Source organism: Salinimicrobium sediminilitoris, from assembly GCF_020866905.1.
In the GTDB taxonomy this organism is placed as follows: domain Bacteria; phylum Bacteroidota; class Bacteroidia; order Flavobacteriales; family Flavobacteriaceae; genus Salinimicrobium; species Salinimicrobium sediminilitoris.
This window is the reverse complement of record NZ_JAIVCC010000017.1, coordinates 296,390-318,965: the sequence shown is the minus strand read 5'-3', so window position 1 is coordinate 318,965 and position 22,576 is coordinate 296,390. Positions and strand designations below refer to the sequence as shown.

Below are 22,576 nucleotides of genomic sequence, written 5' to 3'. Positions count from 1 at the left end.
TTCTGCTCATATACTAAAAATAAGCAGCTCCTCCTATTTATACAAAAAAAAGGCTGCCTTTTCAGACAGCCTCTTTTGTTTGGCTAAAATTGTAAGGAAGGGGAGGTCATATGTCTCCACCTAAATGTGGAGGTAATTCAATAAGCATTCTAGCCTGGTGGGAATTTTTAAAAGAACTTCAGCACAATTCCTTCCAAAAAAGGCATTTTTGAGACATCTCATTTTAGCATTTCTGTTCCGTTTATAGCACCAGGGCATGATGAAGATCATACTATAATAACCCTGAACCTTCTAAATTAGTTGTACAACTATATCGTTTTAGGAGGAGTCGATGAAGATCGAATCATTTCCATTACGCAATATCAAATTTAAACAGATGAAAAGTTTACTCTTAGGAAATGAAGCACTTGCTCAGGGTAGTATTGATGCGGGTTTGTCTGGCGTGTATGCTTATCCCGGCACCCCATCAACCGAGATAACCGAATACATTCAAAAGTCCAAACTTGCTAAGGAATTAAAGATACATACCACCTGGTCTGTCAACGAAAAAACGGCCATGGAAGCAGCTCTAGGTATGTCCTATGTTGGAAAGAGGTCTATGGTGGTGATGAAGCATGTGGGTTTGAATGTGGCTTCAGATGTCTTTATGAATATGGCTGTTTCCGGAGTAAACGGCGGACTTGTAGTCGTAGTGGCCGATGATCCTTCCATGCATTCTTCGCAGAATGAACAGGATTCCCGGTTCTATGGAAAGTTTGCAATGATCCCAATCCTGGAACCATCAAATCAGCAGGAAGCCTATGATATGATGTTTTATGCCTTTGATCTTTCGGAAGAACTGAAATTACCGGTATTGTTGAGGTTGGTCACACGCTTATCGCATTCCCGTGCAGGTATTGAAGTAAGGGAAAGACGTGATCCTAACGATATCAACTTACCATCTGATACCTCTCGGTTTGCTCTGCTTCCCATGAATGCCAGAAAGCAGTTTGATCTCCTGATCAATAAACAGGAAACTCTGATTGAATATTCAGATAATTCAGATCTTAACAGCTTGAAAAAAGGTAAAAGCAGGAGATTAGGAATTATAGCTTGTGGAATAGCCTATAATTATGTGATGGAAAACCTGGGAGAAGATGACTCTGATTATTCTATTTTAAAGGTTACTCAATACCCTTTACCTAAAGAAAAAGTAAAAGCATTATACGACCACTGTGAAAAGATCCTGGTTGTAGAAGACGGTTATCCCATAGTTGAAGAATTGCTGCACAACTATTTTGATGACAATGATAAAATAAAAGGAAAGTTATCAGGCGATCTGCCGCGAACGGGAGAACTGAACCCGAGAATAGTCGGGAAATCTCTCGGGCTTTTCCAGGAGAAGTTAGAAACTATTCCTTCCGTGGTGACTCCAAGACCTCCACAACTTTGTGAAGGTTGCGGCCATACAGACCTCTTTAATGCCATTAATGAATTAATACCCGAGATAGGGAACAAAAACATTTTTGGAGATATTGGATGTTATGCACTGGGAGCTTTACCGCCTTTAGGGACTATAAACACCCTTATAGATATGGGAGCTTCTATTACGATGGCAAAAGGCGCCGCAGATGCGGGGCTGGAGAACGCAATTGCAGTGATTGGAGATTCCACTTTTACCCATTCGGGTATGACTGGGCTTTTGGATGCGGTCTATGAAAATACACCTATAACAATTATTATTTCCGATAACTCTGCAGTTGCTATGACGGGAGCTCAGGAATCTTCTGCAGTAGGGAGGTTGCACAAAATCTGTTTGGGAATTGGAGTCCATCCCGATCATCTTAAAACTATAGTGCCCCTAAAAAAGAACCACCAGGAAAACGTGGAAGTTCTGCGAAATGAATTAAAATACAAAGGTGTTTCGGTCATTATTTCTGAAAGGCCTTGCGTTAGATTATCAAGGGATCAAAAAGAGCAAATTAAAGCCAGGATCGCCTCATTAAATTAGAGTACTTGATCTTTCAAAAAATAAACAAATGAAAACAAATATCATATTATCAGGTGTTGGTGGACAGGGGATCCTTACGATTGCTGCGGTTTTGGATACGGCTGCTTTAAGCGAGAACTTGTTCATAAAACAATCTGAAGTTCACGGAATGAGCCAACGTGGCGGTGCCGTGCAATCACATGTAAGGATATCCGACAAGCAAATATTTTCTGATCTCATTCCTGAAGGAAAAGCTGATTTGATTTTATCGGTAGAACCCATGGAAGCATTGAGATATATGCCTTTTTTGAAGAAAGATGGCTGGCTGGTTACTGACTCAGAAGCTTTTATTAATACTTCCAATTATCCTGACAAAAATGATCTTTTTGACCAGATAAAGAAGCATCCGAATCACGTCATTATAAACGCTACAGAAATTGCTAAAGCCATTGGTAATTCAAAAGTGGCCAATATAGTTTTATTGGGAGCAGCATCAGCTATAATTCCATTATCGGAAGACAGTATGATCGAAGCCATCAAGAAATTGTTCCAACATAAAAGTGAAAAGATAATAAAGCTGAACCTTGAAGCTTTTACTGAAGGAAAAAAAGTAGCTGAAGGAATCACCAATCTGGCTAATTTATAGATCAGGCACAATAGTTTGTTATAAAAAAGTATCGGGAGTAAGACCTGTCTTTATTCCCGATACTTTTTTGCTTAGAACTCGAAAAAACTAATTAGGAAATCTCCATTTTAGAATTCTGAAGCACTTTTTTTATTGCTTCAGATAAGATAATGACCCCTTTTTCAATTTGCTCCTTTGGCATATTTGAAAAAGAAAGTCGTAACCTGTCATCCTTTTGACTGGCGGGATCAAAGGTTCGTCCGGTTACAAATACTACTCCTTTGGCAACACTTTCTTTAAATATGTCTGTTGATTTAATATGAGAAGGTAATTTCAGCCACATGTAAAATCCTCCTTTGGGTTCATTCCAGGTGACTTCCTGGGGCATATAGGCTTTCAAATATTTTTGGAGCAAATTCTTGCGTTCCAGATATTCACTTCTCAAAAATGCCAAATAAGGTTCCAGTTTATTTTGTGCTAAAAATTCATTCGCCAGTATCTGCATAAAACTGGAAGTACAGGCATCGAGAGCCTGTTTAACCGTTTCTGCTTTTTCGAAGATCTCTTCAGAAGACAACATATAGCCTAATCTAAATCCCGGACCCAATATTTTGGAAAATGATCCTGTGTAAATAATTTCCACATCCTTAACACCAAATGATTTCATGGGTTTGGTCAGGTGTTTTTCATCATCATTAAAGTAAAGTTCACTGTAGGCATCATCTTCCAGTAAGATTATTCCGGTGCCCGATAAAACTTCCAGGAGTTCTCTTTTTCTTGCAGGTGTGTAAATAATACCGGCAGGATTATGATAATTGGGCGTTACATATAAGAACTTGGGTTTCCGATCTAAGGATTGGATTTTACTTTTTAAGGCTTCGATGTTGATGCCGTTCTTGTCGATAGGTATACTGTGTATTTCGGCTCCAACAGTTTCAAAAACCGTCAAAGCTCCTACAAAACATGGATTTTCTGTGAGTATGATATCACCTTCATTGACAAATTCCTGACTAATAATAGATATCGCTTGCAGGGAACCCGTAGTGATCAAAATTTTATTATCATCAACTGCCAATCCCTTATTTTTCAAATAGCTCTCCAGGGACTTGACCAGAGGAGGATAACCGGAGGTGGGACCGTATTGAAAACACAACTTTTTGACATCTTCAGGTAAAGAATTATAGATCTCATCAATTTGTTTTACCGGAAAAAGATCATTGTTGGGCATACCACCTGCAAAGGAGATCAGGTTTTTGCCGGAAGCCTGTTTCATCAATTGTTTAACGTCCTCTGAATGCATGGAATTGACTGCTTTCGAAAATGCATACATAGCCTAAAAGATTTGACTGTTCTATCAAATTAACTAATATCTAATCAAACAGATGCTGATGAATATCAGTTAAAATCCTATTTCAATTCTCTTTCTTTACTATTATTTAATTCTTTGTTTTATATGCTTAACCCGAAATTAATTCATCCTAAAAGCATTGTTGTTGTTGGAGGTTCTGATAATATTCATAGTCCCGGCGGCAGAGTTTTAAAAAACCTGCTTGATCACCAATTCAAAGGAGAATTATTTGTAGTCAATCCTAAGCAGGAGCTTGTACAGGGGTTGAAATCTTATAAAGACATCAATGACATTCCTAAAGTAGATCTTGCCATAATGGCGATTCCGGCGAAATTTGTTGTTGAAGCCGTGAAGGTGCTTACACAACAAAAAAATACCAAAGGCTTTATCATTTTTTCTGCCGGATTTAGTGAAATGGATGAAGCTGGTGCTAAGCTGGAAAAGGAAATTGTCGACTTGATTGATAAGGCAGGTGGTAGTTTATTAGGTCCTAACAACATTGGATTAATAAACAAACATTACACAGGAGTTTTTACAACGCCCATCCCAAAACTGGATGAGAACGGTGTTGACTTTATATCAGGTTCCGGTGCAACAGCAGTTTTTATTATCGAAGCAGCAAAGAGCATGGGGCTAACATTTTCGAGCTTATATACGGTTGGAAACAGTGCCCAAATAGGAGTGGAGGAGATCCTGGAATATTTGGATCTCTCTTTTGAGACGGGAACCAGTTCAAAAGTAAAACTGCTTTACATTGAAAGTATCAAGAACCCGCTTAAGTTTTTGAAACATACATCGTCCCTTATAGGTAAAGGCTGTAAAATAGCGGCTATTAAGGCCGGAAGTTCGGAGGAAGGAAACAGGGCGGCTTCCTCACATACAGGAGCTATAGCCAATTCTGATGTTTTTGTAGATACTCTATTTAAAAAAGCCGGAATTATCCGTTGCTACGGCAGGAATGAACTCATTACTGTTGCCGGAATACTTCAGCAAAAAGAATCCGAAGGAAAGAATATGGCCATCGTCACCCACGCCGGAGGTCCGGCTGTAATGCTAACCGATGTATTAGCAAAGAACGGACTCAAAATTCCTCATTTAGAAGGCAAAGCAAGCGAAGCCTTGTTGAGTAAATTATTTGATGGATCTTCCGTGTCTAATCCAATTGATTTTTTAGCAACAGGCAACGCTGAGCAGTTAGATGCCATTATTGAGTACTGTGAAAACTCGACCCAAATTGATGCGATAACTGTGATCTTTGGGAGTCCCGGTTTAACCGCTGTGGATGATGTATATGCAGTACTGGATGAAAAAATTAACACTTCTAAAAAGCCGATTTACGCCGTATTGCCTTCAGTAGTGAATGTGAAGAATGAGATCAGGGAATTTATTAAAAAAGGAAATATCGCATTCCATGATGAGGTATTATTTGGACAGGCCTTATCCAAAGTTTATAATCAAACACCGGTTCGTAAAAAAACCAAAAATCCTGACCCACAATTTTCTACAAAAATCTGGAAGTTAATCGATACACTACCTGACGGGTACATGCCCACAGAAGCTGCAATTACTTTGTTGAAAACTGCAGGAGTGAAATTTGCCACTCCAAAACAGGCTAAGAATGAGGCAGAGCTAAATAAGATTTCAAACTCAGTTGAATATCCGGTAGTTCTTAAAGTTGAAGGACCTTTGCACAAATCTGATGTCGGCGGAGTTATCCTGAATGTTTCAAACGACACCGATCTATTTGAAGGTTTTGACAAATTAATGCAAATCGAAGGAGCAACGTCTGTTATGGTCCAGCCCATGATCAAGGGAATGGAATTGTTTATAGGAGCAAAAAAAGAAACACATTATCCTCATGTGATTTTGTGCGGGCTGGGAGGCATTTTTGTTGAGGTTTTAAAGGATATTAGTGCTGCGATGACTCCTGTTTCAGAGGAAGAGGCTTTAAAAATGATCACAGATCTAAAAGCAGCACCGATCTTAAAAGGGGTTAGAGGTCAGGCTGGTATCAATATCGAATTGTTTGCTGAAACTATTGTGAAGATCTCGAATTTGTTGGTAATGGTTCCTGAAATTGCAGAATTGGACCTCAATCCTCTTATGGCGACCGATCAAGACCTGACGGCAGTAGACGTAAGAATTCGTATAGAAAGAACAAATAAAGAGCTACAGGCTAATAAAATAAATGAGATCGCATAAGCTGAGGTCTCAAAAATGAGGGGATTTATTGGGCTAAAGCCCCGGATTGATTTTTCTTTGGGCCTCTGCCTGAAGGCGGAGGTAATTCAAGCTTTTAGGCTTTTAAACATTTTAAAGATTTATCAGAAATAGAGCTTAAAGAGATGAATTGCCTCCGGATTCATCCGAAGGTAAGAGGATCTGTATCAAAAAGGGCTTTAGCCAAACATCTCTCAAAAATGCCATTTTTTGATAGTTTTCTTTTGTTAAAAGTCTTATTGAAGGCGGAGGTAATTAATGTCTAGAGGCTCTCTAATCAAATGGCAAGAACTCCTGGTTTGTCCATGATTTCCTCCGGATTTATCTGAAGGTAAGGGGATCCTGTACCAAAAAGGGCTTTAGCCCCACACCTCTCAAAAATGCCATTTCTTGGTGTCCTTTTTTTGTTTAAAGGCTATTGAAGAGAAATTTTTATGCCTCTTTTTGTAGGGGAGGTAATTCATGTCTACAGGCTCTCATCCATTCACAAGAAATCCTGGTCTATCCATGAATTGCCTCCGGATTTATCCGGAGGATTTAGAATTAAAATGTCATTAGGGCTTTAGCCCAATCCTTTTCTTTAATCTATTTATCCAAAAGGATCCACCGGTTGCCGGCACTCTGAATGAGGTACTTTGTTCCCGGATCAATACTAGTCACTGTTGAATTTGTGGTAATATCAAACAGGTCGTTACTGCCTATAAAATCCAGAATCTTTTTTGAATTGCCGGGCCAGTTGATCAGGTATATCAGTCGGCCTTTATTAATAGCGGCATCGGGAATTACAACGCTGCTCACCTGGTTATTAATGCGAAGGGAATAAGTTTCATCGGGAATTAGAAAAGCTCCGGTATTAGAGGCAGTTGAGGAATAGGTGCCTGAGTTTGGATATTTCCAGCTCACAATGCCACTTGCATCTGTCATTAAAACCTGGTCCTGAGAACCTCGTGTATCCGGCAACACGTAATCATTTCCTGTTGTTCCTATTCCTACTCTTCCCGAAAAGTAGCCTGCATATACCTTTTTTGGATCATTCCCATAAGCCGTGCTGTATATGCCGTAGACAAAGCCATTCCCCTGTACTGTTCCAATTTCGTTGTAGATTCCATAGTGGTTTTTCGTGGATCCGAATGTCTTACCTACATCATTATAGATCCCGTAGATCTCTTCATTTGTATTCTGATTCACCTCATTGAAAATGCCGTAATGGATCCCGATTCCGTTAGCACTAACAGAGCTCTTTATTCCATATTTTTTATCGGCTGTTGCAGTATTATTATTGGTTACAATGCCGTAAGTGACATTTTTTGCTGTCGAACTTGCGTTCTCGACCTCAAGGCCGGTACGAATTAAATGATCTTCCTTGTCATCAATTATTACCTTCAGCTTAACGTTTTGTGAAGACCCGCCAATGCTGACATTGCCTTTTCTAAATACCGCTTCTTCGGGACTTGTGGAGGGAGAGGTTGTTCCAATTTTATAAAAATCTGATGAAGCTTTTCTTCCCACACTTTCCCAGGCTACCGAGGAGGAATTCCACCAGTAAAATCCTGTTGGGAATTCCATTTTTTGAGTGGTAAGGAAGATCAGCATCCCGTGTTGAGCCTCCGTGGGATTAGTGGCTGGGAAATTTGACATTCGGGGGATAAGAATGCCATCTGTATTTTCCGGGGAAGCCGGATCTTCAATGCTTATATCCAGTTGGGCTTTTGGATCATGGGTATTGATCCCTACCTGCGCATTTGTTTTAAAAGAAATTAAGAGGAGTGAGATCCCCAATAACAGAAGTTTGTACACGAGTGTATTTTTTTCTTGGGGAGACACCAATAAAAATCAATATACTCAAATATCTTCCTGTTTTACAGCACTCTATAAATATTTTAACACTTTAGGAGGTTTCCTGTACTTTTTCCTGTAGCATCTTAATTTCATCACGCAGTTTTGCCGCTGTCATGAAATCCAGCTCTTTAGCCGCCGACTCCATAGCCTTTCTTTTTTCCCTGATTCTTTTTTCAAGTTGTGGTTTACTAAAGAATTCTGTTTCAGCCTCTGCGGCTTTAAGATCGGGGGCAACCTCATATACGTAGGGCTCCGGTTTTTTACGCACGAGCATATTCTCGAAAGATTTCTTAAGTGCGGTGGGAGTGATGTTATTGTCTTCGTTGTACTTCAGCTGTTTCTCACGCCTGTACTCCGTCTGGTCGATAGTCTTCTGCATACTATCTGTGATTTTATCCGCATACAGGATTGCTTTTCCTTCCAGGTGACGTGCAGCCCGGCCAATGGTCTGCGTAAGAGAGCGGTTACTCCTTAAAAATCCTTCTTTATCGGCATCGAGAATTGCCACCAGGGAAACTTCCGGAAGGTCAAGTCCTTCCCGTAACAAGTTTACTCCAACCAGCACGTCAAAAAGCCCTTTTCGAAGGTCCTGCATGATTTCCACCCGCTCTAATGTATCGACATCGCTATGTATGTAGCGACAGCGAATATCAATTCTGGTAAGGTATTTCGTTAGCTCTTCGGCCATTCGTTTTGTTAGGGTCGTAACTAAAATCCTCTGGTCTTTGTCGATCCTCACCTGCATTTCCTCAATGAGATCGTCTATCTGGTTGAGACTCGGTCGCACTTCAATTACAGGATCCAGTAAACCGGTAGGTCTAATTACCTGTTCAATATACATTCCCTCTGTCTTCTGAAGTTCATAATCTGCCGGAGTAGCACTTACGTAAATCACCTGATTCTGAAGTATTTCAAACTCTTCAAATTTAAGCGGACGGTTATCCATTGCTGCCGGAAGCCGGAAGCCGTAATCTACTAAAGTTTCCTTTCTGGATCTGTCCCCACCGTACATTGCATGTACTTGCGGGATGGTAACGTGACTTTCATCCACTACCATAAGGAAATCGTCGGGGAAATAATCCAGTAAACAGAAAGGTCTTGTGCCCGGAAGACGGCCATCCAGGTATCTCGAGTAGTTCTCAATTCCGGAACAGTAGCCCAATTCCCTTATCATTTCAAGATCGAAATTGGTGCGCTCGTCAAGACGTTTTGCCTCTAAATGTTTTCCTATGTCCTGGAAGTAATCTACTTGTTTTACCAAATCATCCTGGATCTGCCGTATAGCTCCCTGGAGTACATCGGGCGAAGTCACGAACATGTTCGCAGGATAGATATTAAGACGTTCATATTTCTCTATAACCTCGTTTGTAGCCGGGTCAAAGGCTTCAATCTCTTCTATCTCATCTCCAAAAAAGTGAATTCTGAAGGCATTATCTGCATAACTTGGGTAAACATCCACAGTATCTCCCTTAATTCGGAAGTTTCCGTGATTGAATTCAGCTTCGGTCCTTGAATAAAGACTTTGCACCAGCTTATGGAGTAGCTGAGTCCGGGAGATCACCATATCCTTTTCGATCGAGACGACGTTCTTCTTGAACTCCACCGGATTTCCAATACCGTAAAGACAGGAAACCGAAGCCACCACAATAACATCCCTTCTTCCGGAGAGGAGGGAAGAGGTGGTGCTGAGACGCATTTTCTCAATTTCTTCGTTTATCGAAAGATCCTTTTCAATATAAGTTCCCGAGGAGGGTATAAAAGCTTCCGGCTGATAGTAGTCGTAGTAACTTACGAAATATTCTACCGCATTATCCGGGAAGAACTGCTTAAATTCAGAATAAAGCTGGGCGGCCAGAGTCTTGTTATGTGCAAGTACAAGAGTAGGTTTTTGCACCTCTTCGATCACATTCGCGACAGTAAAGGTTTTTCCAGATCCCGTTACTCCCAGAAGTGTTTGGTATCGTTCCTTGTTTTCAATTCCGCTAACCAGTTGCTTTATAGCCTGCGGCTGATCTCCCGTGGGCTTAAAATCTGACTTTACTTTAAATTTCATAGGATTTTTTGCTGACTTGCAAAAATAACCAATTTTAAAGCTACCAACAAATATTGCCTGCTCCTAAGAAGTTTAATATCAGGCCGGTTAAAGATCCCTCTTCTTCAGCAGTAAATAAGAGAGGTAAACGAAGATACATATCCACAGGATCACAATAAGAAGTTGGTACCAGTGAATTGAATAATCCTTCGTGATCTCTGATCCCAATTGAGTGGCTGCCGATTGTACCGCGTTAAGTCTCGTAAAAGGCTCCTTGACAAGCAAAGCCATAGATTCTAGTGGAAAAAATTGTGCAATATTTTCGGCAATATTAGAATCCCTGAAGATCTTATACTCCATAACTCCCCTTAAGATGCTCTCAAGGATCCACCAAATGAACAGGAAGCCCAGCGCAAAAGCCGATCTTTTCACGAAAATTCCCAGGAACATACAAAAAGCAAAGAACCCTGTTAGCTTAATAAAATAGGCCAGCAGGTATTCCATATCAGAAAAGATGATGTTCATCTCTGTATAATCTGAAAAAGACAGTCCAAGTATCAAAGAAACTATGAACAGGAAAAGTGTCGATAACAGTGCGAAAGAAACAACAGTAAGGAATTTTGAAAGGATGAACTCCTTTTTACTTAAGCCATCAATAAGGTTTTGCTTTATTGTACGGTTACTGTATTCGTTGGACATCATGGAAACGATTACAATGGCCAGGAATAACTTTAGAGTAGCAGCAATATAGCTGTTGAAATGCCATATGTAAGGAAAATTAAATATCCCCTGGTCTGCCAGCCTGAAATTTACATTACCAAAATTAAATTCTATAGATGCTATGAGCGCAATAAAAGTAATGAGGATAAAGTAGGTAGTAACCAAAACCCTCGAAGATTTACTATAGCGTAGTTTGTGATATTCTATGTTAAGTAATCGTAGCATTAGGCAGAAATTTGGTTAGTTAACATTAGGAATTGTTCTTCGAGGCTTTCCTTACGTTTTACGAGTTGAGAAAGGATTAATCCGTTTTCAAAAAGGTAGGTGTTGAGAGCTTCCGGTTCTAGAGGTTCTTCCAGGAAAGCAGTGATAAGTTCCCCTTTTTGGACCACCTTCCCAAATGCGGGATGGGAATCAAGAAGTGCCAGTAGTTTCTCTTCATTGGATGCCTTCAGTTCAAAAAAGCCGAAACTTGCGTTCATTTGGTCTACAGGTCCGCTGTACAATTTCTCGCCTTTGCGAATGATCACTACGTGAGTACAAACTTTTTCTACCTCGTCCAGCAAGTGAGAGGCAAGTAAAATGGTAGTGCCTGTAGAGGCAATCCTGGTTATGATCTCCCTTATTTGGTGTATTCCCTGCGGGTCGAGTCCGTTGGTAGGTTCATCCAGAATTAAAATTTCGGGATCATTAAGTAGAGCAGAGGCAATGGCGAGCCGTTGCTTCATACCCAGGGAAAAAGTACGGAATTTGCTATTCTTTCTGTCCAACAGTCCGACTAACTCCAGTTTTTCATCGATGTTATTGGGAGCTACATTTTTTATCTTACATACCAGCTTCAGGTTTTGGGCAGCCGTCATGTAAGGATAGAAATTAGGACGCTCAATTATAGCTCCTACCTTCTTAAGGGCCTGGTGGGTGCTTTGCGTACCATCAAACCACTGGAAGTCGCCGCTGGTTTTATTCACCACGTTTAAAACGATTCCAAGGGTAGTAGATTTTCCACTTCCGTTTGGACCAAGAATGCCGTAAACATTTCCTTTTTCAATGGTGAATGAAAGATCCTTGACCGCAGTAACGGGACCAAATCTTTTTGTGAGATTGTTAAGACGAAGAATTGTACTCAAAATAAACCGGTTTTAACATTTGACGCCTAAGTTAACGTTTTGTTACAGGCCGAAATAAAAAGAAGTCTTATTTTTGAGGAAATTCAGGGTATGCAGGAAAAATTAATGTCAAAGAAAAAACCATCCTTTCCGGTAAATGACCGGTTCCATAAATACCTCGCAAAATATAATCGCAACACCAAAATTCCCGTTTTTTACGATGATCTGTTGAGGTTTTCGGGTTCGATTGTAGTTTATGATCAACATGATGAAGATACCTTTTGGGTGCGATGTTATTATCCCGATTATGAAAGAGATGAGATCGACAACAGCCTGAAGCAGGTTTACACCATCCTGCATTCCGATGGGAGTGACGATTCGCTGGAGTTTCTTAACGTCGATGCAATTGACTATTGCACCTTCGGAAATTCAAAACCTTTTCGCGTAAAGATCCGAAATATTCTCAACGACAGTTTCACCTATTTCTACGTTAAAAAAGCAGATGCATCTCGTATCTACGGGCTTGAATTTGAACACATACTTTCCCCGCACAGGATCAACTTTTTGGTCTACCGGGATACCTTAATTGAGGAGCATATTGCCGGGATCCCGGGTGATGTTTTTATTGAGGATGAACTGCCAATGTGTGATGACCGGGCGAAAACACAAATTGCGAAACAATTCGTAAAATTCAATGAAAGGTGTACGATCCGGCTTTTGGGAGATATGAGATCCTACAACTACGTGATCATTCCCACCCACGATTTTGATCACGTGGAGTATCAAATAAGGGCCATCGATTTTGATCAGCAATGTTTTGAGGGTAGTTTAAAGGTGTACAGGCCCCAATTCTTTAAAGAGAATTTGAAGATGGTACAACTGGTGCAGGAGAAGCTGCAGGAATCCTCTATAGAGCAATATAGGAGGGAAGAACGCTCCCTGCTGGCAAAAAGGATCATCAACGCTCAATCCCGCTACAAGGAATTAATGCGCTGCATCCTTAACGACCAGATCTCAAATGAGTCCAATGTTAAACAACTTCGCAAAGAGCTTTATGATTTCTCCAGCGATATGAAATTCAAAAGGGCACGCTCCATGGGACAGATCATAAGAACAGCCCTTGATTTCGTGAAAAGGAATTATGAAGATGTGAATATGAAAAGACTTATTTAAATGATTAAGGCTTAATGATTAAGGAATAATAAAAAAGGAAGGGTCTCAAAAATGACATTTTTGAGACCCTTCCTTTTTTATTCTTGGCTCTTGGCTCTTGGTTCTTCTCCTAACTTTTCTGTTCCTTATTAAAGTAAACCAGATAGTAATACATCTGCCTTTCTTCGTCCCAGCCTTTTTCCACGAACTTTTCGGCCGACTCGGGATTGATGAAGTCCATTTTGATCTGGATGTTCGTGTCGAGGTTGATGACGTTCTTGATCGACTTACGGGCAGAAGTTACCGCCGTGTTTGAAATAGGAAAACTGGTAAGATCCTCGATCTTGTATTTTGGTGCTTTTTCAGTTTTGTAATTCTGAAACTCGGGTAAAAGCGCAGGATTGTCAATAACTGAATTCAGGAATGCAGTTTCCTCGAAGTCGTCATTCTTTGCGAAATAATCCACACTTCGGTTCATGAACATTACTTCCTCCTTTTTATCTTCCGCAGGAAGTACTACGTCTTTGGCGAAGTTCTGACAGAATTTCAAATATTTTTTGGTGTGAAAATTATCATCGGCCATCACGTCAACTCCGAGGAAATTCTCCAGCCAGTATTTGGTGTCATACCTGTTGGAATCGACCGAAAGGATTTTAAAACCTTCTTCGCGGTTTTTGTTGAAGATAAGAGCTCCTTTATCCAGCTTGTTCAGGTTGATCCCTTGCTGAATGATCATTTCCAGAATGCTCTCCTTTTCCTGGAACTGAAGGAAATCATGCTTTAATTCAGATTTAAAAATCCCGATAGCGGTAGTTTTTTCATTGTCGAGCATCATGTTGTCAAAAAATACAACATACACCTCTCCGCTTTTGATGTGCGGGTGGGCCGACTGTTCAAATAGCAGGGTCGTGATCTTTTTTGACTGTTCATGGATTGCCTGCGGGTTGTCAAATATCTTTCCGGCTATCTCAAACAATGGGTTGAATTCCACATCCACGTCATTAGAAAACTGAAAGTAATTTTCCTCTTTATCACGAAACGGCTTCAGAAAATACTCTTTTACAAGGGGAGTGATCTCGTCATTCAGATGAAAGGGTTGGGCGGAAAGGAAAATGTTCTCATTCCGGCTTTTGTTGCCAACTCTATGAATAGAAAGAGAGTCAATGTGAGCGTTATATAAATTGATCATATTGAAAAGGTGCGGTTAAGTTACCGGATTAATAAAGGCGGAAAAATAGAAAAATTTAAGCTAGTTCCAATTCTCGTCGAAAGAAAGATCGTCGTAATCGTCTACATCAAAATCATCATCATAGTCAAGACCAAGATCGTCTTCTTCGGCTTGGAATTCTTTCTCTGGAGCGGCGGTAGGTAACTGCCCATGGACAAACAATAGGTTTGGGTAATCCATTTGAGGATCGGGTTCTGCGATCTCTGCCAGTTCCACAAGGAAAGTCCACATGCTAAAGAAATCGTAAACGTAAATAAGCTTGGTTTGTGCTTCAGAAACCACGCTGTCAAGGGTTGTTTCGTTCATTAACCTTACTGAGCCTGTGCCTTCGGTAACATCGAACTGGGAAATTTCTTCCCCCTGGTTCCATTCGTCATCACTTATGTAGAAAGAAGCCATCTCGGTGCCATCAAATCCAAAGGATTGCAAAATGGTATTATGTAAATCTTCTAAGGTGTTTTTAGACATTATTTCTATGTCACGGAACACATCTTCTTCGGCATCAAGGATAATTCTAAATCTATACAGCATAAGTCAAAAAAATTGGATTGCAAAGATACATTTTTAGATGAGAAATTTCAGCTAACGACTAAATCTATGCAGGGTAAAAGTCATCGCAGTGAGCAGGAAAAAAGCTCCTACCTGGTGCGCGACTCCAAGCCATAATGGCACAGCATAAATGAGCGTGAGCACGCCGAGAAGGAACTGTAGAAAGACCAGTCCCACAAGCCATTGCACTCCTCTTTGCTGCGGAAGGGTGAGTTGCAGGTTTCGCGATCTGTACCAGATATAAAGGATTATTGCAACCACAACATATGCCAGGTAACGGTGTACGAACTGCACGCCGCTTTTTCCTTCAATGAAATTCCTCCAGAGAGGATTCTGTTCTATATAAACTGTTTCATGTACCCATTCCCCGCCGGTCATCCAGGGCCAGAAGTTATGGATCCAGCCTGCATCCAAACCTGCCACGAAAGCTCCCCATATAATTTGAAGCAGCAGGATGATCATTCCCACCCATATGAGATTCCTGAAGCTCTTGTTTATGTTTTTTTTCTTTGGATAGATTAAGTCCATAGCCACCCAGAAGCAGTATGCAAAAGTGACAAAGGCAGTGGTCAAATGGGCAGCCAACCTGTAATGGCTAACGGCCGGCATATCAACCAGACCACTCTTAACCATATACCAACCCAGGAATCCCTGGAAACCTCCCAAAAAGAGTAGCACTAAGGATTTGTAGATTGTAGGCTTTGTAAGCTGTTTTGTGAAGAGAAAATAAAGAAATGGGATAATAAAAACGAGGCCAATAAGACGGCCAATGAGCCTGTGCAACCATTCCCAGAAGTAGATGCCCTTAAAATCTTCAAGGGTAAAGTGGTAATGCAGTTTTTGATATTCGGGGAATTGCTTATAGAATTCAAATTCGGCGACCCATTGCTCCTCTGTAAGTGGAGGGATAGTGCCGGTGATCAATTTGTAATCCGAAATGGAAAGTCCGGAGTTGGTAAGGCGGGTGATGCCTCCAACTACTACCATTACAAAAATCAAGAAACAGCCGGTAAACAGCCAGTAAACTACCTTTTTATTGTCTTTCATAGGGGTACATGTGAAAGTATAGCATAAACTAATTGGGTGATAAACCTATTTCTTTGCCTTTTTGAAGCATATATTCTTTGGCAGCATCATATTCATTTGGGATTACCCCCTCTAAAATAGCTTCTTTGATGGCATCTTTTATTATTCCAATTTCCCGGGAAGGTTTAAGATCAAAAGTTTCCATGATCTCTTCTCCCGACACCGGGGGTTGAAAGTTACGAACGTGGTCCCGTTCCTCAACTTCTTTTATCTTTTGTCTAACGACTTTAAAGTTGTTGTGATATTTGCGGTACCTACGGGGATTTTTGGTAGTTATATCGGCTTCGCACAGTGTCATGAGATCTTCAATGTCTTCTCCTGCATCGAATATAAGTCTGCGAACGGCCGAATCTGTCACATCCTGTGAAAGAACTATAGGTCTTGAACTCATATATACCATCTTCTGCACGAACTTCATCTTTTCATTCAATGGCATCCTTAGTCGTTTGAAAAGCTTGTAAACCATTTTAGAGCCCACAAACTCATGACCATGAAATGTCCATCCCAGTTTTTCATCAAATTTCTTTGTGGGAGCTTTTCCTATATCGTGTAGTAATGCAGCCCAACGCAACCAAAGGTCGTCTGTATTTTCTGATATATTATCTACCACCTCCAGCGTGTGCCAAAAATTATCTTTGTGCCGCTGACCTTCAATTTCATCTATACCTTCCAACGCTGTAAGCTCTGGCAGGATCAATCTTAAAAGGCCTGTTTTATGAAGATGACTAAAACCTACTGAAGGTTTCTTCGATAATAAGATCTTGTTTATTTCCTCTACTATTCTTTCACGGGAAATTATTTTCAGTCGGCTCCTGTTGCGAATTATAGCCTGCAGGGAATCATTCTCAATCCTGAATTGTAGTTGAGAAGCAAATCGCACAGCTCTCAGCATTCTCAAAGGATCATCAGAATAGGTGATGTCGGGATCCAGCGGAGTGCGAATAACGCCGGCATTGAGGTCCTGCAATCCGTTGAACGGGTCAAGGAGACTTCCATAAGTTTCTTCGTTAAGGCTTAAGGCAAGAGCATTTATTGTAAAATCCCTTCGATTCTGGTCATCTTCAAGAGTACCTTGCTCCACATCTGGATTTCTACTTTCCTCACTGTAACTTTCCTTACGGGCACCAACAAATTCTATCTCCATATCATAAGCCCGAAGCATAGCCGTCCCATAATTTTTAAAAACCTGGACCTTTGGTTTATGCGGGAGCAGTGAAGAGACCTTTTGGGCAAGTTCAATCCCACTGCCAACTGTAACTATATCTATATCCTTGTGCTCTCCCCGTTGCAGAATGTAATCTCTTACAAATCCGCCAATCACATAGCTCTCAAGCTCCAGTTCTTTTGCTGCCAGAGAAATTACTTTAAAGATGTTGTTGGTTAGTGCCTGTTTATAGTTGTTCACGTTGCTTGTTTTCTTTTTTGCCACGAATACACGAATAAATTTATAATAGTATCCTGCGATGGTCGAGTAAATCCTTGTGAAAATTGGCTAAAATTGCTAATCGGCAATTTGAAGCTTTCAGGTAGTTAATACACTGAGCAAAAAATTTATCATGCGAATTTTCCACCGCTTTAATCTCTAATATTATTTTTTCGTCCACCACAAAATCTGCATAGAACTTATGTGGGAGAATGATATCTTTATAGGAAACGGAAAATTCTTTTTCTCGTGTAAATTGAATTTTCCTGTTTTTAAGTTCATACTCCAAAGCATCCTTGTATACTATTTCCGAAAAACCACTCCCGAGATTGTTGTATACTTCGAACAGCGCACCTACAAGAGCATAACTTTCATCTTTATATAAAATATTGGCCATATATTTTACGATTCAGTTTTACACATCCGAGTGAGAGCTACTAATTATTTGTGTATTCGTGGCCTTTTTACTATTTTATTTCCGAATCACCTGCACTTTTCCGTCGTTGCCAAGCTTGATTATTGCCGAAGGTTTTGGGGTTTTAATAGACTGTTGCAAATTTACCACATAGTCCACACCTTTTAAAATTTCTGCGTTGATCTGTCCAAATACTTCAGGGGTAGGATCCCGGCTAAGGTTTGCCGAAGTAGAAACCAATGGTCTTTTTAATTTTTTTATCAGTTTTTGACAAAATTCATCTTTGGTTACTCTTATCCCGAGGGTGTTATCCTTGCCAACAAGATTTTCGGCAACTCTAATCGGTTTGTCGTAGATAATTGTTGTGGGTTTAGCCGCATACTTCAGAATATCATAAGCTACTTCAGGAACTTCCTCCACGAACTGGTTGAGCATTTTAAAATCTGAAACCAGGCAAATCAACGCTTTTTCCTCGCTTCTTTTCTTCAGGGCGAAAATTTTGTCTATTGCGTCTGCATTTGTGGCATCACAGCCTATCCCCCAAACTGTGTCTGTAGGATATAAAATGATTCCACCTCTCTTAAGGACGGCTAAGGCATTGTTGAGTTCTTCAGTGTAGTCTACCATTTAAAGTATTTTTATAAGCTTCCAGAGTTTTTCCTGCCATGATGCGGCTGGTAAAGTGCTTAAACAGTTTTTCCCTGGAAATTTTTGCAAAGTTCGGGATTACCTGTGGATTTTCAATCAAAAACAACAGGTTTTCACCTAACCCTTTATGATCGTAGGGATCATTCAAAAGACCATTAACATTATTTTCTATGACTTCAGGTATTCCTCCAACATTTGTGCTCACTACCGGGACATTATAGTAAAAAGATTCATAGATCACCTGCGGAATTCCTTCACTTTCTGAAGTGAGCAGCATCATGTCAAACTGCGGGATAAATGCTGAAGCTTCAGGAATGTATCCTGTAAAGAAAATATGATTTTCCAATCCCAGTTCCCGAACCAAGTTTTTAAGGGTTTTGGTTTCCTGACTGAAGTTACCCACCTGGAAAAAATATAAGTTTTTCTGCTTCTTTTGGTTGACCAGGTAGTTGGCAGTTTGAACAAGAGTTTCCAGGTTTTTTGCCTCAATATGATTTGCAATGTTTCCAATTATAACTGCATCATCGGGAAGATTGTACTTGTTCGCTATCAAAAAAGGGGGTTTTGTGTCCTTGTTTTTCAAACTGGTCCCGTGATAAATTACTTCCAGACGTTCATGGTGGTCAAGGGCAGCTAAACTTATCTCTCTGGTTGCTTCGGAAACACAAAGGATCTTTTTAATTTTCGGATAATTGTACTTGTACAAGGTTTGCCGTCGGGAACGGATTGGAAAAGAGGTTTTTTTACTGAAGATAAAAGGAGGGAGGTCTTTGAATTTATCTATAGCCACAGCCAATGCAAGAGCTTTGGGGTCGTGAATATGAATAAGGTCAATATTTTCTTTCTTGCAGACAGAAATTATTTTCAGCGCATATCTAAAGTCAAAATTTGTAAAGACAGGAGAGGTATAATGCTTGAGATTTTGCTTTATAAGACTCTGCTCAAAAAGGCTTCCTTTCCTGCACAGAATAATATTGAATACTTCGGGATGATTTTTAGCCATCTCCAGGCACAGGTTTTCAATATGTTTTTCACCGCCGCCCCAATTTCTTACTGCCGATAAATGAAGGATTCTCATAAAACTTTTTCTGTACCCGCCTTTTCAATGGCTATAACTGCGAAGGTAAAATAAATCTGATCAAGTAGAGATGAATGCAAAAACAGGGTTTTAGTTTGCTATTTTTGCCTGTTATGCACCTGTGATTCTCTAATGTTTGTTTAGGGAGTGGATATATTTATTGTAGGGATATACCGAAAAATAATTACCCTCAAATTTTATTGTAGTAGAAAGAAGTCTATATTTTCTGAAGTTTAAAGTTAATGCAAACTCAAAAAGCTAACTTTGCTGAAAAGTTCGGGAAATAATATGAAAGTAATCATAGATGAAGCATATTCTTCTTATAAAGAGGAAATTTTTCAGACTCTTGACAATTTTGAAAACGAGGGACGTAAAATCGGCCCGGGCAAAAGAAATGTTGTAAAGGTAGTATCGCTCAAAGAAAAAAAACTTAACATCAAGGCTTTTAAAATTCCCAATGCTGTAAATAAAATTGCATATCGTTTCTTCAGAAAATCAAAAGCGGAAAGATCTTTTAATTATGCTCAGGAACTTTTAAAGAGAGGAATCAACACCCCGGCACCCGTTGCTTATGCTGAAGAAGTGACTTCCGTGGCCTTTCTAAAAAGTTTTTATGTAAGTGAGCAACTCGATTATGATCTTACTTTCAGAGATTTGAATTTGGAAAAGAAAGGCCATGAAGAAATCCTGCGGGCTTTTACCCGATTTACCTTTCAGCTACATGAAAAAGAAATAGAATTCTTAGATCATTCCCCCGGAAATACCTTAATCCAAATCAATGAAAATGTTTTTAAATTTTACCTGGTTGACCTTAACAGGATGAATTTTAAAAGTTTAAGTTTCACTGAAAGAATGCAGAATTTTAAACGTTTAACCAGGGAAAGAGCGATTTACGAGATCATGGCAGATGAATATGCAAAGCAAACAGGGCGGCCTTCATCGGAAGTTTTTGATCAAATGTGGCATTTCAATCAAAGCTTTTTTACAAAACGTGATAAAAAAGAAAGGATAAAGAAAAAGTTTAAACAGAAATAAAATAATAGATTTTTAAAGAACTTCTTAGTTTTTTTCTAATCGTTCTTCTATCCAATTCAAAATATAATTCAATATTTTATCGTTTGCCATATCCAAACTTTGAAATGTAATGAAGAGTTTACTCTGGTTTTCTTTATACCACTTCAACTTTAACTTGGTCATCCATAGCTTTTTATAGGACCTAAAGTATGTTAATTGTGAAGAATTGCGATAATGATAAGTACCATTTTTAATTTCCAAATGCTCAGATAAAGAAGATAAAAGAAATTGATCTTGATTTCTAAACCTGTGTTGGATATTCTTTCTAAGTAGAGTATCTTCCTTAAAGAAGTTTGTTAATGTTGACCTTCTCACACTAACCGGCGTGTGGAAACGTCTAACATATTTATCCATTTGAGCCAATTTGGCGCTGTTTTGTTGTAATGTCTTGAAACTGATCTTATCCTTTTTTTTCCGGATATTTAAAAAAGTCAAAACTTCACGGTAGGATTTTCTTAATGTTTTATTTTCATTAAAAGGTTGCCATTCACCTCTTATAATTGGTTCTCCATTGATAAAGAAATCATTTACGGAAACTTCTTTCATTAAAAAAGTATCATCATTAAAAATGATAAAGTGCTCAGACAAGTTGGGGATTTTAAATAACATAGATATAATTGAGCACGAGTTGAAGGTGGGGAGATATTCTTCAAATCCGTTAAAAATAACTTTATGATCGACCAGTTCTAAGTTCACCCCTTTTTTTTGAGCTAATGATTTTAAGGAATTAAAAGATTCAGGAAATTGATCATCGGTTACTAAAAAAATGTTCTTAATAAATGGAGCAAACTTAATTATAGACTTGATCGCAATGTCAACTTCTCCAATTGAATTGTACCGTTTAAGATGATTTTCAGAAGAGAAATTTATTTTCGATTCAGAATAAGTATTTATTTTTTTCTGCCAATTTTTATCATTTCCATTCACCCAGGTTATAACGGCATCAACTTGAATATTTTCTAGAGGTTCTGTCATTTGATATTAGTTTAATCCAGGTAATCAGATTTTGGTTTGGAAAGATATCATTATTTCCTTCTAAACATCCTGTTCATTTTTCTCCTTCGAAGGAAGGGGAGACGACGTCTTTCCGGTACACCGTGTTCAGCAATATATTGTTCCACGGCATCAACCATTCTTTCGGCAGATTTGCCATCACTGTAAGGATGATAGCTTGAAATGACCTCTTTTCTCTCTTCCCGATAAGGATCTTGTTGCAGATTTTTTTCTACTGCCTGCTGCAGTTGGGAAGCATCTTTTATGTCGCTCCACAAGATGTTTTCGGAGTTATTCCTGAAGGTGATCACCGGCTTGTCGAGTAACAGAAATTCATAAACTACAGACGAGGTGTCGCTTATAAGCAGATCAGCCATCAGCAGGAATTTCACAATATTCGGTTCCTCTTCAAAAATAACATTTTTATTGTCGGCTGCCAGTTTTCGGTATTGTTGGATCAATTCGGCGGCCATCTTATCGTGGAACTTTATCAGGATGAGGTAGTCCTTTTTCTGAACCAGTTTTTCAAGCTCCTTCAGTAAAAATGAACCTGAGGTAAGTGAGGGGGAAAAGGTAGGAGCATAAAGTATCATTTTTGACGCTTTATGTTTTTCTAGTAGAGTGGCTTTATCAGAGTTGTACTTGTCAGCTTTCTTTCCGTAGATATCAAGTTTTGGCCAACCTGTTTCAACTACTTCATAGTTGCGGTGCCTTCTCCTCATTCTGTTAAAACGGCGCGTGAAAAATGGCCCTTGTGTAAGGTAAAGATCGAAATAATGACGAATTTTAAAATGACCTTTTTTTTCTCCTGCCAGCCCGTGGAAGATTTGCGTCTTTACACCCCGCACGTAATGTGGCACCTCATTCCCGGGGCAGAAGATGGCATCACTATTATAGGATACCAGTTTTTCAAGATCAAAGGTGTGCGGTTCATCTTGAAAGGGAAAGCTTTCTTTAAGATTTTCGGTAAGAAACCAAAGGTAATCCTGTTTTCTTTCCTTTAGTACCTGCATGATAGGTTCCAGAATTCCGAAAGCATAAGGGTATTGACAAAAGAGAACGAATTTCATT

At 39.5% G+C, this 22,576-nt stretch carries 19 protein-coding genes; 5 read left to right on the top strand and 14 right to left on the bottom strand.

Annotated features, from left to right (window positions below; translation table 11 throughout):
- Positions 1–376: 376 nt before the first annotated feature.
- Together LA313_RS16320 and LA313_RS16315 are read left to right on the top strand one after the other, a co-directional pair.
- A complete protein-coding gene (locus LA313_RS16320) occupies positions 377–1,990 on the top strand; it encodes a thiamine pyrophosphate-dependent enzyme (protein WP_228916922.1) in 1,614 nt (537 codons plus the stop codon).
- 28 nt (positions 1,991–2,018) lie between these two features.
- The gene (locus tag LA313_RS16315; protein ID WP_228916920.1) at positions 2,019–2,615 is read left to right on the top strand and encodes an indolepyruvate oxidoreductase subunit beta; all 597 of its coding nucleotides are present in this window, start codon (positions 2,019–2,021) and stop codon (positions 2,613–2,615) included.
- A gap of 91 nt (positions 2,616–2,706) precedes the next feature.
- Here LA313_RS16315 and LA313_RS16310 read toward each other — a convergent pair whose 3' ends face one another.
- Complete coding sequence (locus tag LA313_RS16310) at positions 2,707–3,924, bottom strand: aminotransferase-like domain-containing protein (RefSeq protein ID WP_228916919.1); 1,218 nt, start codon at positions 3,922–3,924, stop codon at positions 2,707–2,709.
- Positions 3,925–4,047: 123 nt separating this feature from the next.
- Here LA313_RS16310 and LA313_RS16305 point away from each other — a divergent pair, with 123 nt between their 5' ends.
- Complete coding sequence (locus LA313_RS16305; protein WP_228916917.1) at positions 4,048–6,144, top strand: acetate--CoA ligase family protein; 2,097 nt, start codon at positions 4,048–4,050, stop codon at positions 6,142–6,144.
- A 603-nt stretch (positions 6,145–6,747) separates the two neighbouring features.
- Here LA313_RS16305 and LA313_RS16300 read toward each other — a convergent pair.
- The 4 genes from LA313_RS16300 to LA313_RS16285 all read right to left on the bottom strand — a co-directional run bounded on the left by LA313_RS16300 (position 6,748) and on the right by LA313_RS16285 (position 11,880).
- Positions 6,748–7,959, bottom strand: coding sequence for a hypothetical protein (locus tag LA313_RS16300; RefSeq protein ID WP_228916914.1), 1,212 nt, complete (start codon positions 7,957–7,959; stop codon positions 6,748–6,750).
- A gap of 91 nt (positions 7,960–8,050) precedes the next feature.
- On the bottom strand, positions 8,051–10,054 hold the full coding sequence (uvrB, locus tag LA313_RS16295; RefSeq protein ID WP_228916912.1) for an excinuclease ABC subunit UvrB: 2,004 nt from the start codon (positions 10,052–10,054) through the stop codon (positions 8,051–8,053).
- 87 nt (positions 10,055–10,141) lie between these two features.
- Positions 10,142–10,978: an ABC transporter permease gene (locus LA313_RS16290; RefSeq protein ID WP_228916910.1), complete on the bottom strand. Its 837-nt coding sequence runs from the start codon at positions 10,976–10,978 to the stop codon at positions 10,142–10,144.
- Complete coding sequence (locus LA313_RS16285) at positions 10,978–11,880, bottom strand: ABC transporter ATP-binding protein (RefSeq protein WP_228916909.1); 903 nt, start codon at positions 11,878–11,880, stop codon at positions 10,978–10,980. Before LA313_RS16285 ends, LA313_RS16290 begins: the two co-directional genes overlap by 1 nt.
- 90 nt (positions 11,881–11,970) lie before the next feature.
- On the opposite strand from LA313_RS16285, the gene LA313_RS16280 reads away from it, so the two are divergent.
- On the top strand, positions 11,971–13,032 hold the full coding sequence (locus LA313_RS16280; protein ID WP_228916907.1) for a hypothetical protein: 1,062 nt from the start codon (positions 11,971–11,973) through the stop codon (positions 13,030–13,032).
- Positions 13,033–13,141: 109 nt separating this feature from the next.
- On the opposite strand, the gene LA313_RS16275 is transcribed toward LA313_RS16280, so the two are convergent.
- The 7 genes from LA313_RS16275 to LA313_RS16245 form a co-directional block, all read right to left on the bottom strand.
- Positions 13,142–14,200: a nucleoid-associated protein gene (locus tag LA313_RS16275; protein WP_228916905.1), complete on the bottom strand. Its 1,059-nt coding sequence runs from the start codon at positions 14,198–14,200 to the stop codon at positions 13,142–13,144.
- 60 nt (positions 14,201–14,260) lie between these two features.
- A complete protein-coding gene (locus tag LA313_RS16270; RefSeq protein ID WP_228916903.1) occupies positions 14,261–14,770 on the bottom strand; it encodes a plasmid pRiA4b ORF-3 family protein in 510 nt (169 codons plus the stop codon).
- Positions 14,771–14,821: 51 nt separating this feature from the next.
- Positions 14,822–15,835, bottom strand: a complete 1,014-nt coding sequence (locus LA313_RS16265; protein ID WP_228916901.1) for a COX15/CtaA family protein — start codon at positions 15,833–15,835, stop codon at positions 14,822–14,824.
- A gap of 28 nt (positions 15,836–15,863) precedes the next feature.
- On the bottom strand, positions 15,864–17,279 hold the full coding sequence (locus tag LA313_RS16260; RefSeq protein WP_228916899.1) for a CCA tRNA nucleotidyltransferase: 1,416 nt from the start codon (positions 17,277–17,279) through the stop codon (positions 15,864–15,866).
- Positions 17,280–17,319: 40 nt separating this feature from the next.
- On the bottom strand, positions 17,320–17,694 hold the full coding sequence (locus tag LA313_RS16255) for a GxxExxY protein (RefSeq protein ID WP_228916897.1): 375 nt from the start codon (positions 17,692–17,694) through the stop codon (positions 17,320–17,322).
- A gap of 75 nt (positions 17,695–17,769) precedes the next feature.
- Positions 17,770–18,339, bottom strand: coding sequence for an L-threonylcarbamoyladenylate synthase (locus LA313_RS16250; RefSeq protein WP_228916896.1), 570 nt, complete (start codon positions 18,337–18,339; stop codon positions 17,770–17,772).
- Positions 18,323–19,438 (bottom strand): glycosyltransferase family 4 protein, encoded by a 1,116-nt coding sequence (locus LA313_RS16245; RefSeq protein WP_228916895.1) that lies wholly within the window; start codon positions 19,436–19,438, stop codon positions 18,323–18,325. Before LA313_RS16245 ends, LA313_RS16250 begins: the two co-directional genes overlap by 17 nt.
- Before the next feature lie 288 nt (positions 19,439–19,726).
- Between LA313_RS16245 and LA313_RS16240 the strand changes: the two genes are divergently transcribed.
- Positions 19,727–20,473 (top strand): lipopolysaccharide kinase InaA family protein, encoded by a 747-nt coding sequence (locus tag LA313_RS16240; protein WP_228916893.1) that lies wholly within the window; start codon positions 19,727–19,729, stop codon positions 20,471–20,473.
- 24 nt (positions 20,474–20,497) lie between these two features.
- Here the strand turns inward: LA313_RS16240 and LA313_RS16235 are convergent, their stop codons facing one another.
- Positions 20,498–21,487, bottom strand: coding sequence for a Stealth CR1 domain-containing protein (locus LA313_RS16235; RefSeq protein WP_228916891.1), 990 nt, complete (start codon positions 21,485–21,487; stop codon positions 20,498–20,500).
- 50 nt (positions 21,488–21,537) lie between these two features.
- Complete coding sequence (locus tag LA313_RS16230; protein WP_228916889.1) at positions 21,538–22,575, bottom strand: CDP-glycerol glycerophosphotransferase family protein; 1,038 nt, start codon at positions 22,573–22,575, stop codon at positions 21,538–21,540.
- Between the last annotated feature and the right edge of the window lies 1 nt (position 22,576).

What these genes read in the sequence shown, in the direction of transcription:
- LA313_RS16240 (WP_228916893.1), top strand. Translation starts at nt 19,727, where the DNA reads ATGAAAGTAATCATAGATGAAGCATATTCTTCTTATAAAGAGGAAATT.
- LA313_RS16255 (WP_228916897.1), bottom strand. Translation starts at nt 17,694, where the DNA reads ATGGCCAATATTTTATATAAAGATGAAAGTTATGCTCTTGTAGGTGCG.
- LA313_RS16265 (WP_228916901.1), bottom strand. Translation starts at nt 15,835, where the DNA reads ATGAAAGACAATAAAAAGGTAGTTTACTGGCTGTTTACCGGCTGTTTC.
- LA313_RS16320 (WP_228916922.1), top strand. Translation starts at nt 377, where the DNA reads ATGAAAAGTTTACTCTTAGGAAATGAAGCACTTGCTCAGGGTAGTATT.
- LA313_RS16305 (WP_228916917.1), top strand. Translation starts at nt 4,048, where the DNA reads ATGCTTAACCCGAAATTAATTCATCCTAAAAGCATTGTTGTTGTTGGA.
- LA313_RS16250 (WP_228916896.1), bottom strand. Translation starts at nt 18,339, where the DNA reads ATGGTAGACTACACTGAAGAACTCAACAATGCCTTAGCCGTCCTTAAG.
- uvrB (WP_228916912.1), bottom strand. Translation starts at nt 10,054, where the DNA reads ATGAAATTTAAAGTAAAGTCAGATTTTAAGCCCACGGGAGATCAGCCG.
- LA313_RS16270 (WP_228916903.1), bottom strand. Translation starts at nt 14,770, where the DNA reads ATGCTGTATAGATTTAGAATTATCCTTGATGCCGAAGAAGATGTGTTC.
- LA313_RS16245 (WP_228916895.1), bottom strand. Translation starts at nt 19,438, where the DNA reads ATGAGAATCCTTCATTTATCGGCAGTAAGAAATTGGGGCGGCGGTGAA.
- LA313_RS16235 (WP_228916891.1), bottom strand. Translation starts at nt 21,487, where the DNA reads ATGACAGAACCTCTAGAAAATATTCAAGTTGATGCCGTTATAACCTGG.
- LA313_RS16290 (WP_228916910.1), bottom strand. Translation starts at nt 10,978, where the DNA reads ATGCTACGATTACTTAACATAGAATATCACAAACTACGCTATAGTAAA.
- LA313_RS16310 (WP_228916919.1), bottom strand. Translation starts at nt 3,924, where the DNA reads ATGTATGCATTTTCGAAAGCAGTCAATTCCATGCATTCAGAGGACGTT.
- LA313_RS16280 (WP_228916907.1), top strand. Translation starts at nt 11,971, where the DNA reads ATGCAGGAAAAATTAATGTCAAAGAAAAAACCATCCTTTCCGGTAAAT.
- LA313_RS16230 (WP_228916889.1), bottom strand. Translation starts at nt 22,575, where the DNA reads ATGAAATTCGTTCTCTTTTGTCAATACCCTTATGCTTTCGGAATTCTG.
- LA313_RS16315 (WP_228916920.1), top strand. Translation starts at nt 2,019, where the DNA reads ATGAAAACAAATATCATATTATCAGGTGTTGGTGGACAGGGGATCCTT.
- LA313_RS16275 (WP_228916905.1), bottom strand. Translation starts at nt 14,200, where the DNA reads ATGATCAATTTATATAACGCTCACATTGACTCTCTTTCTATTCATAGA.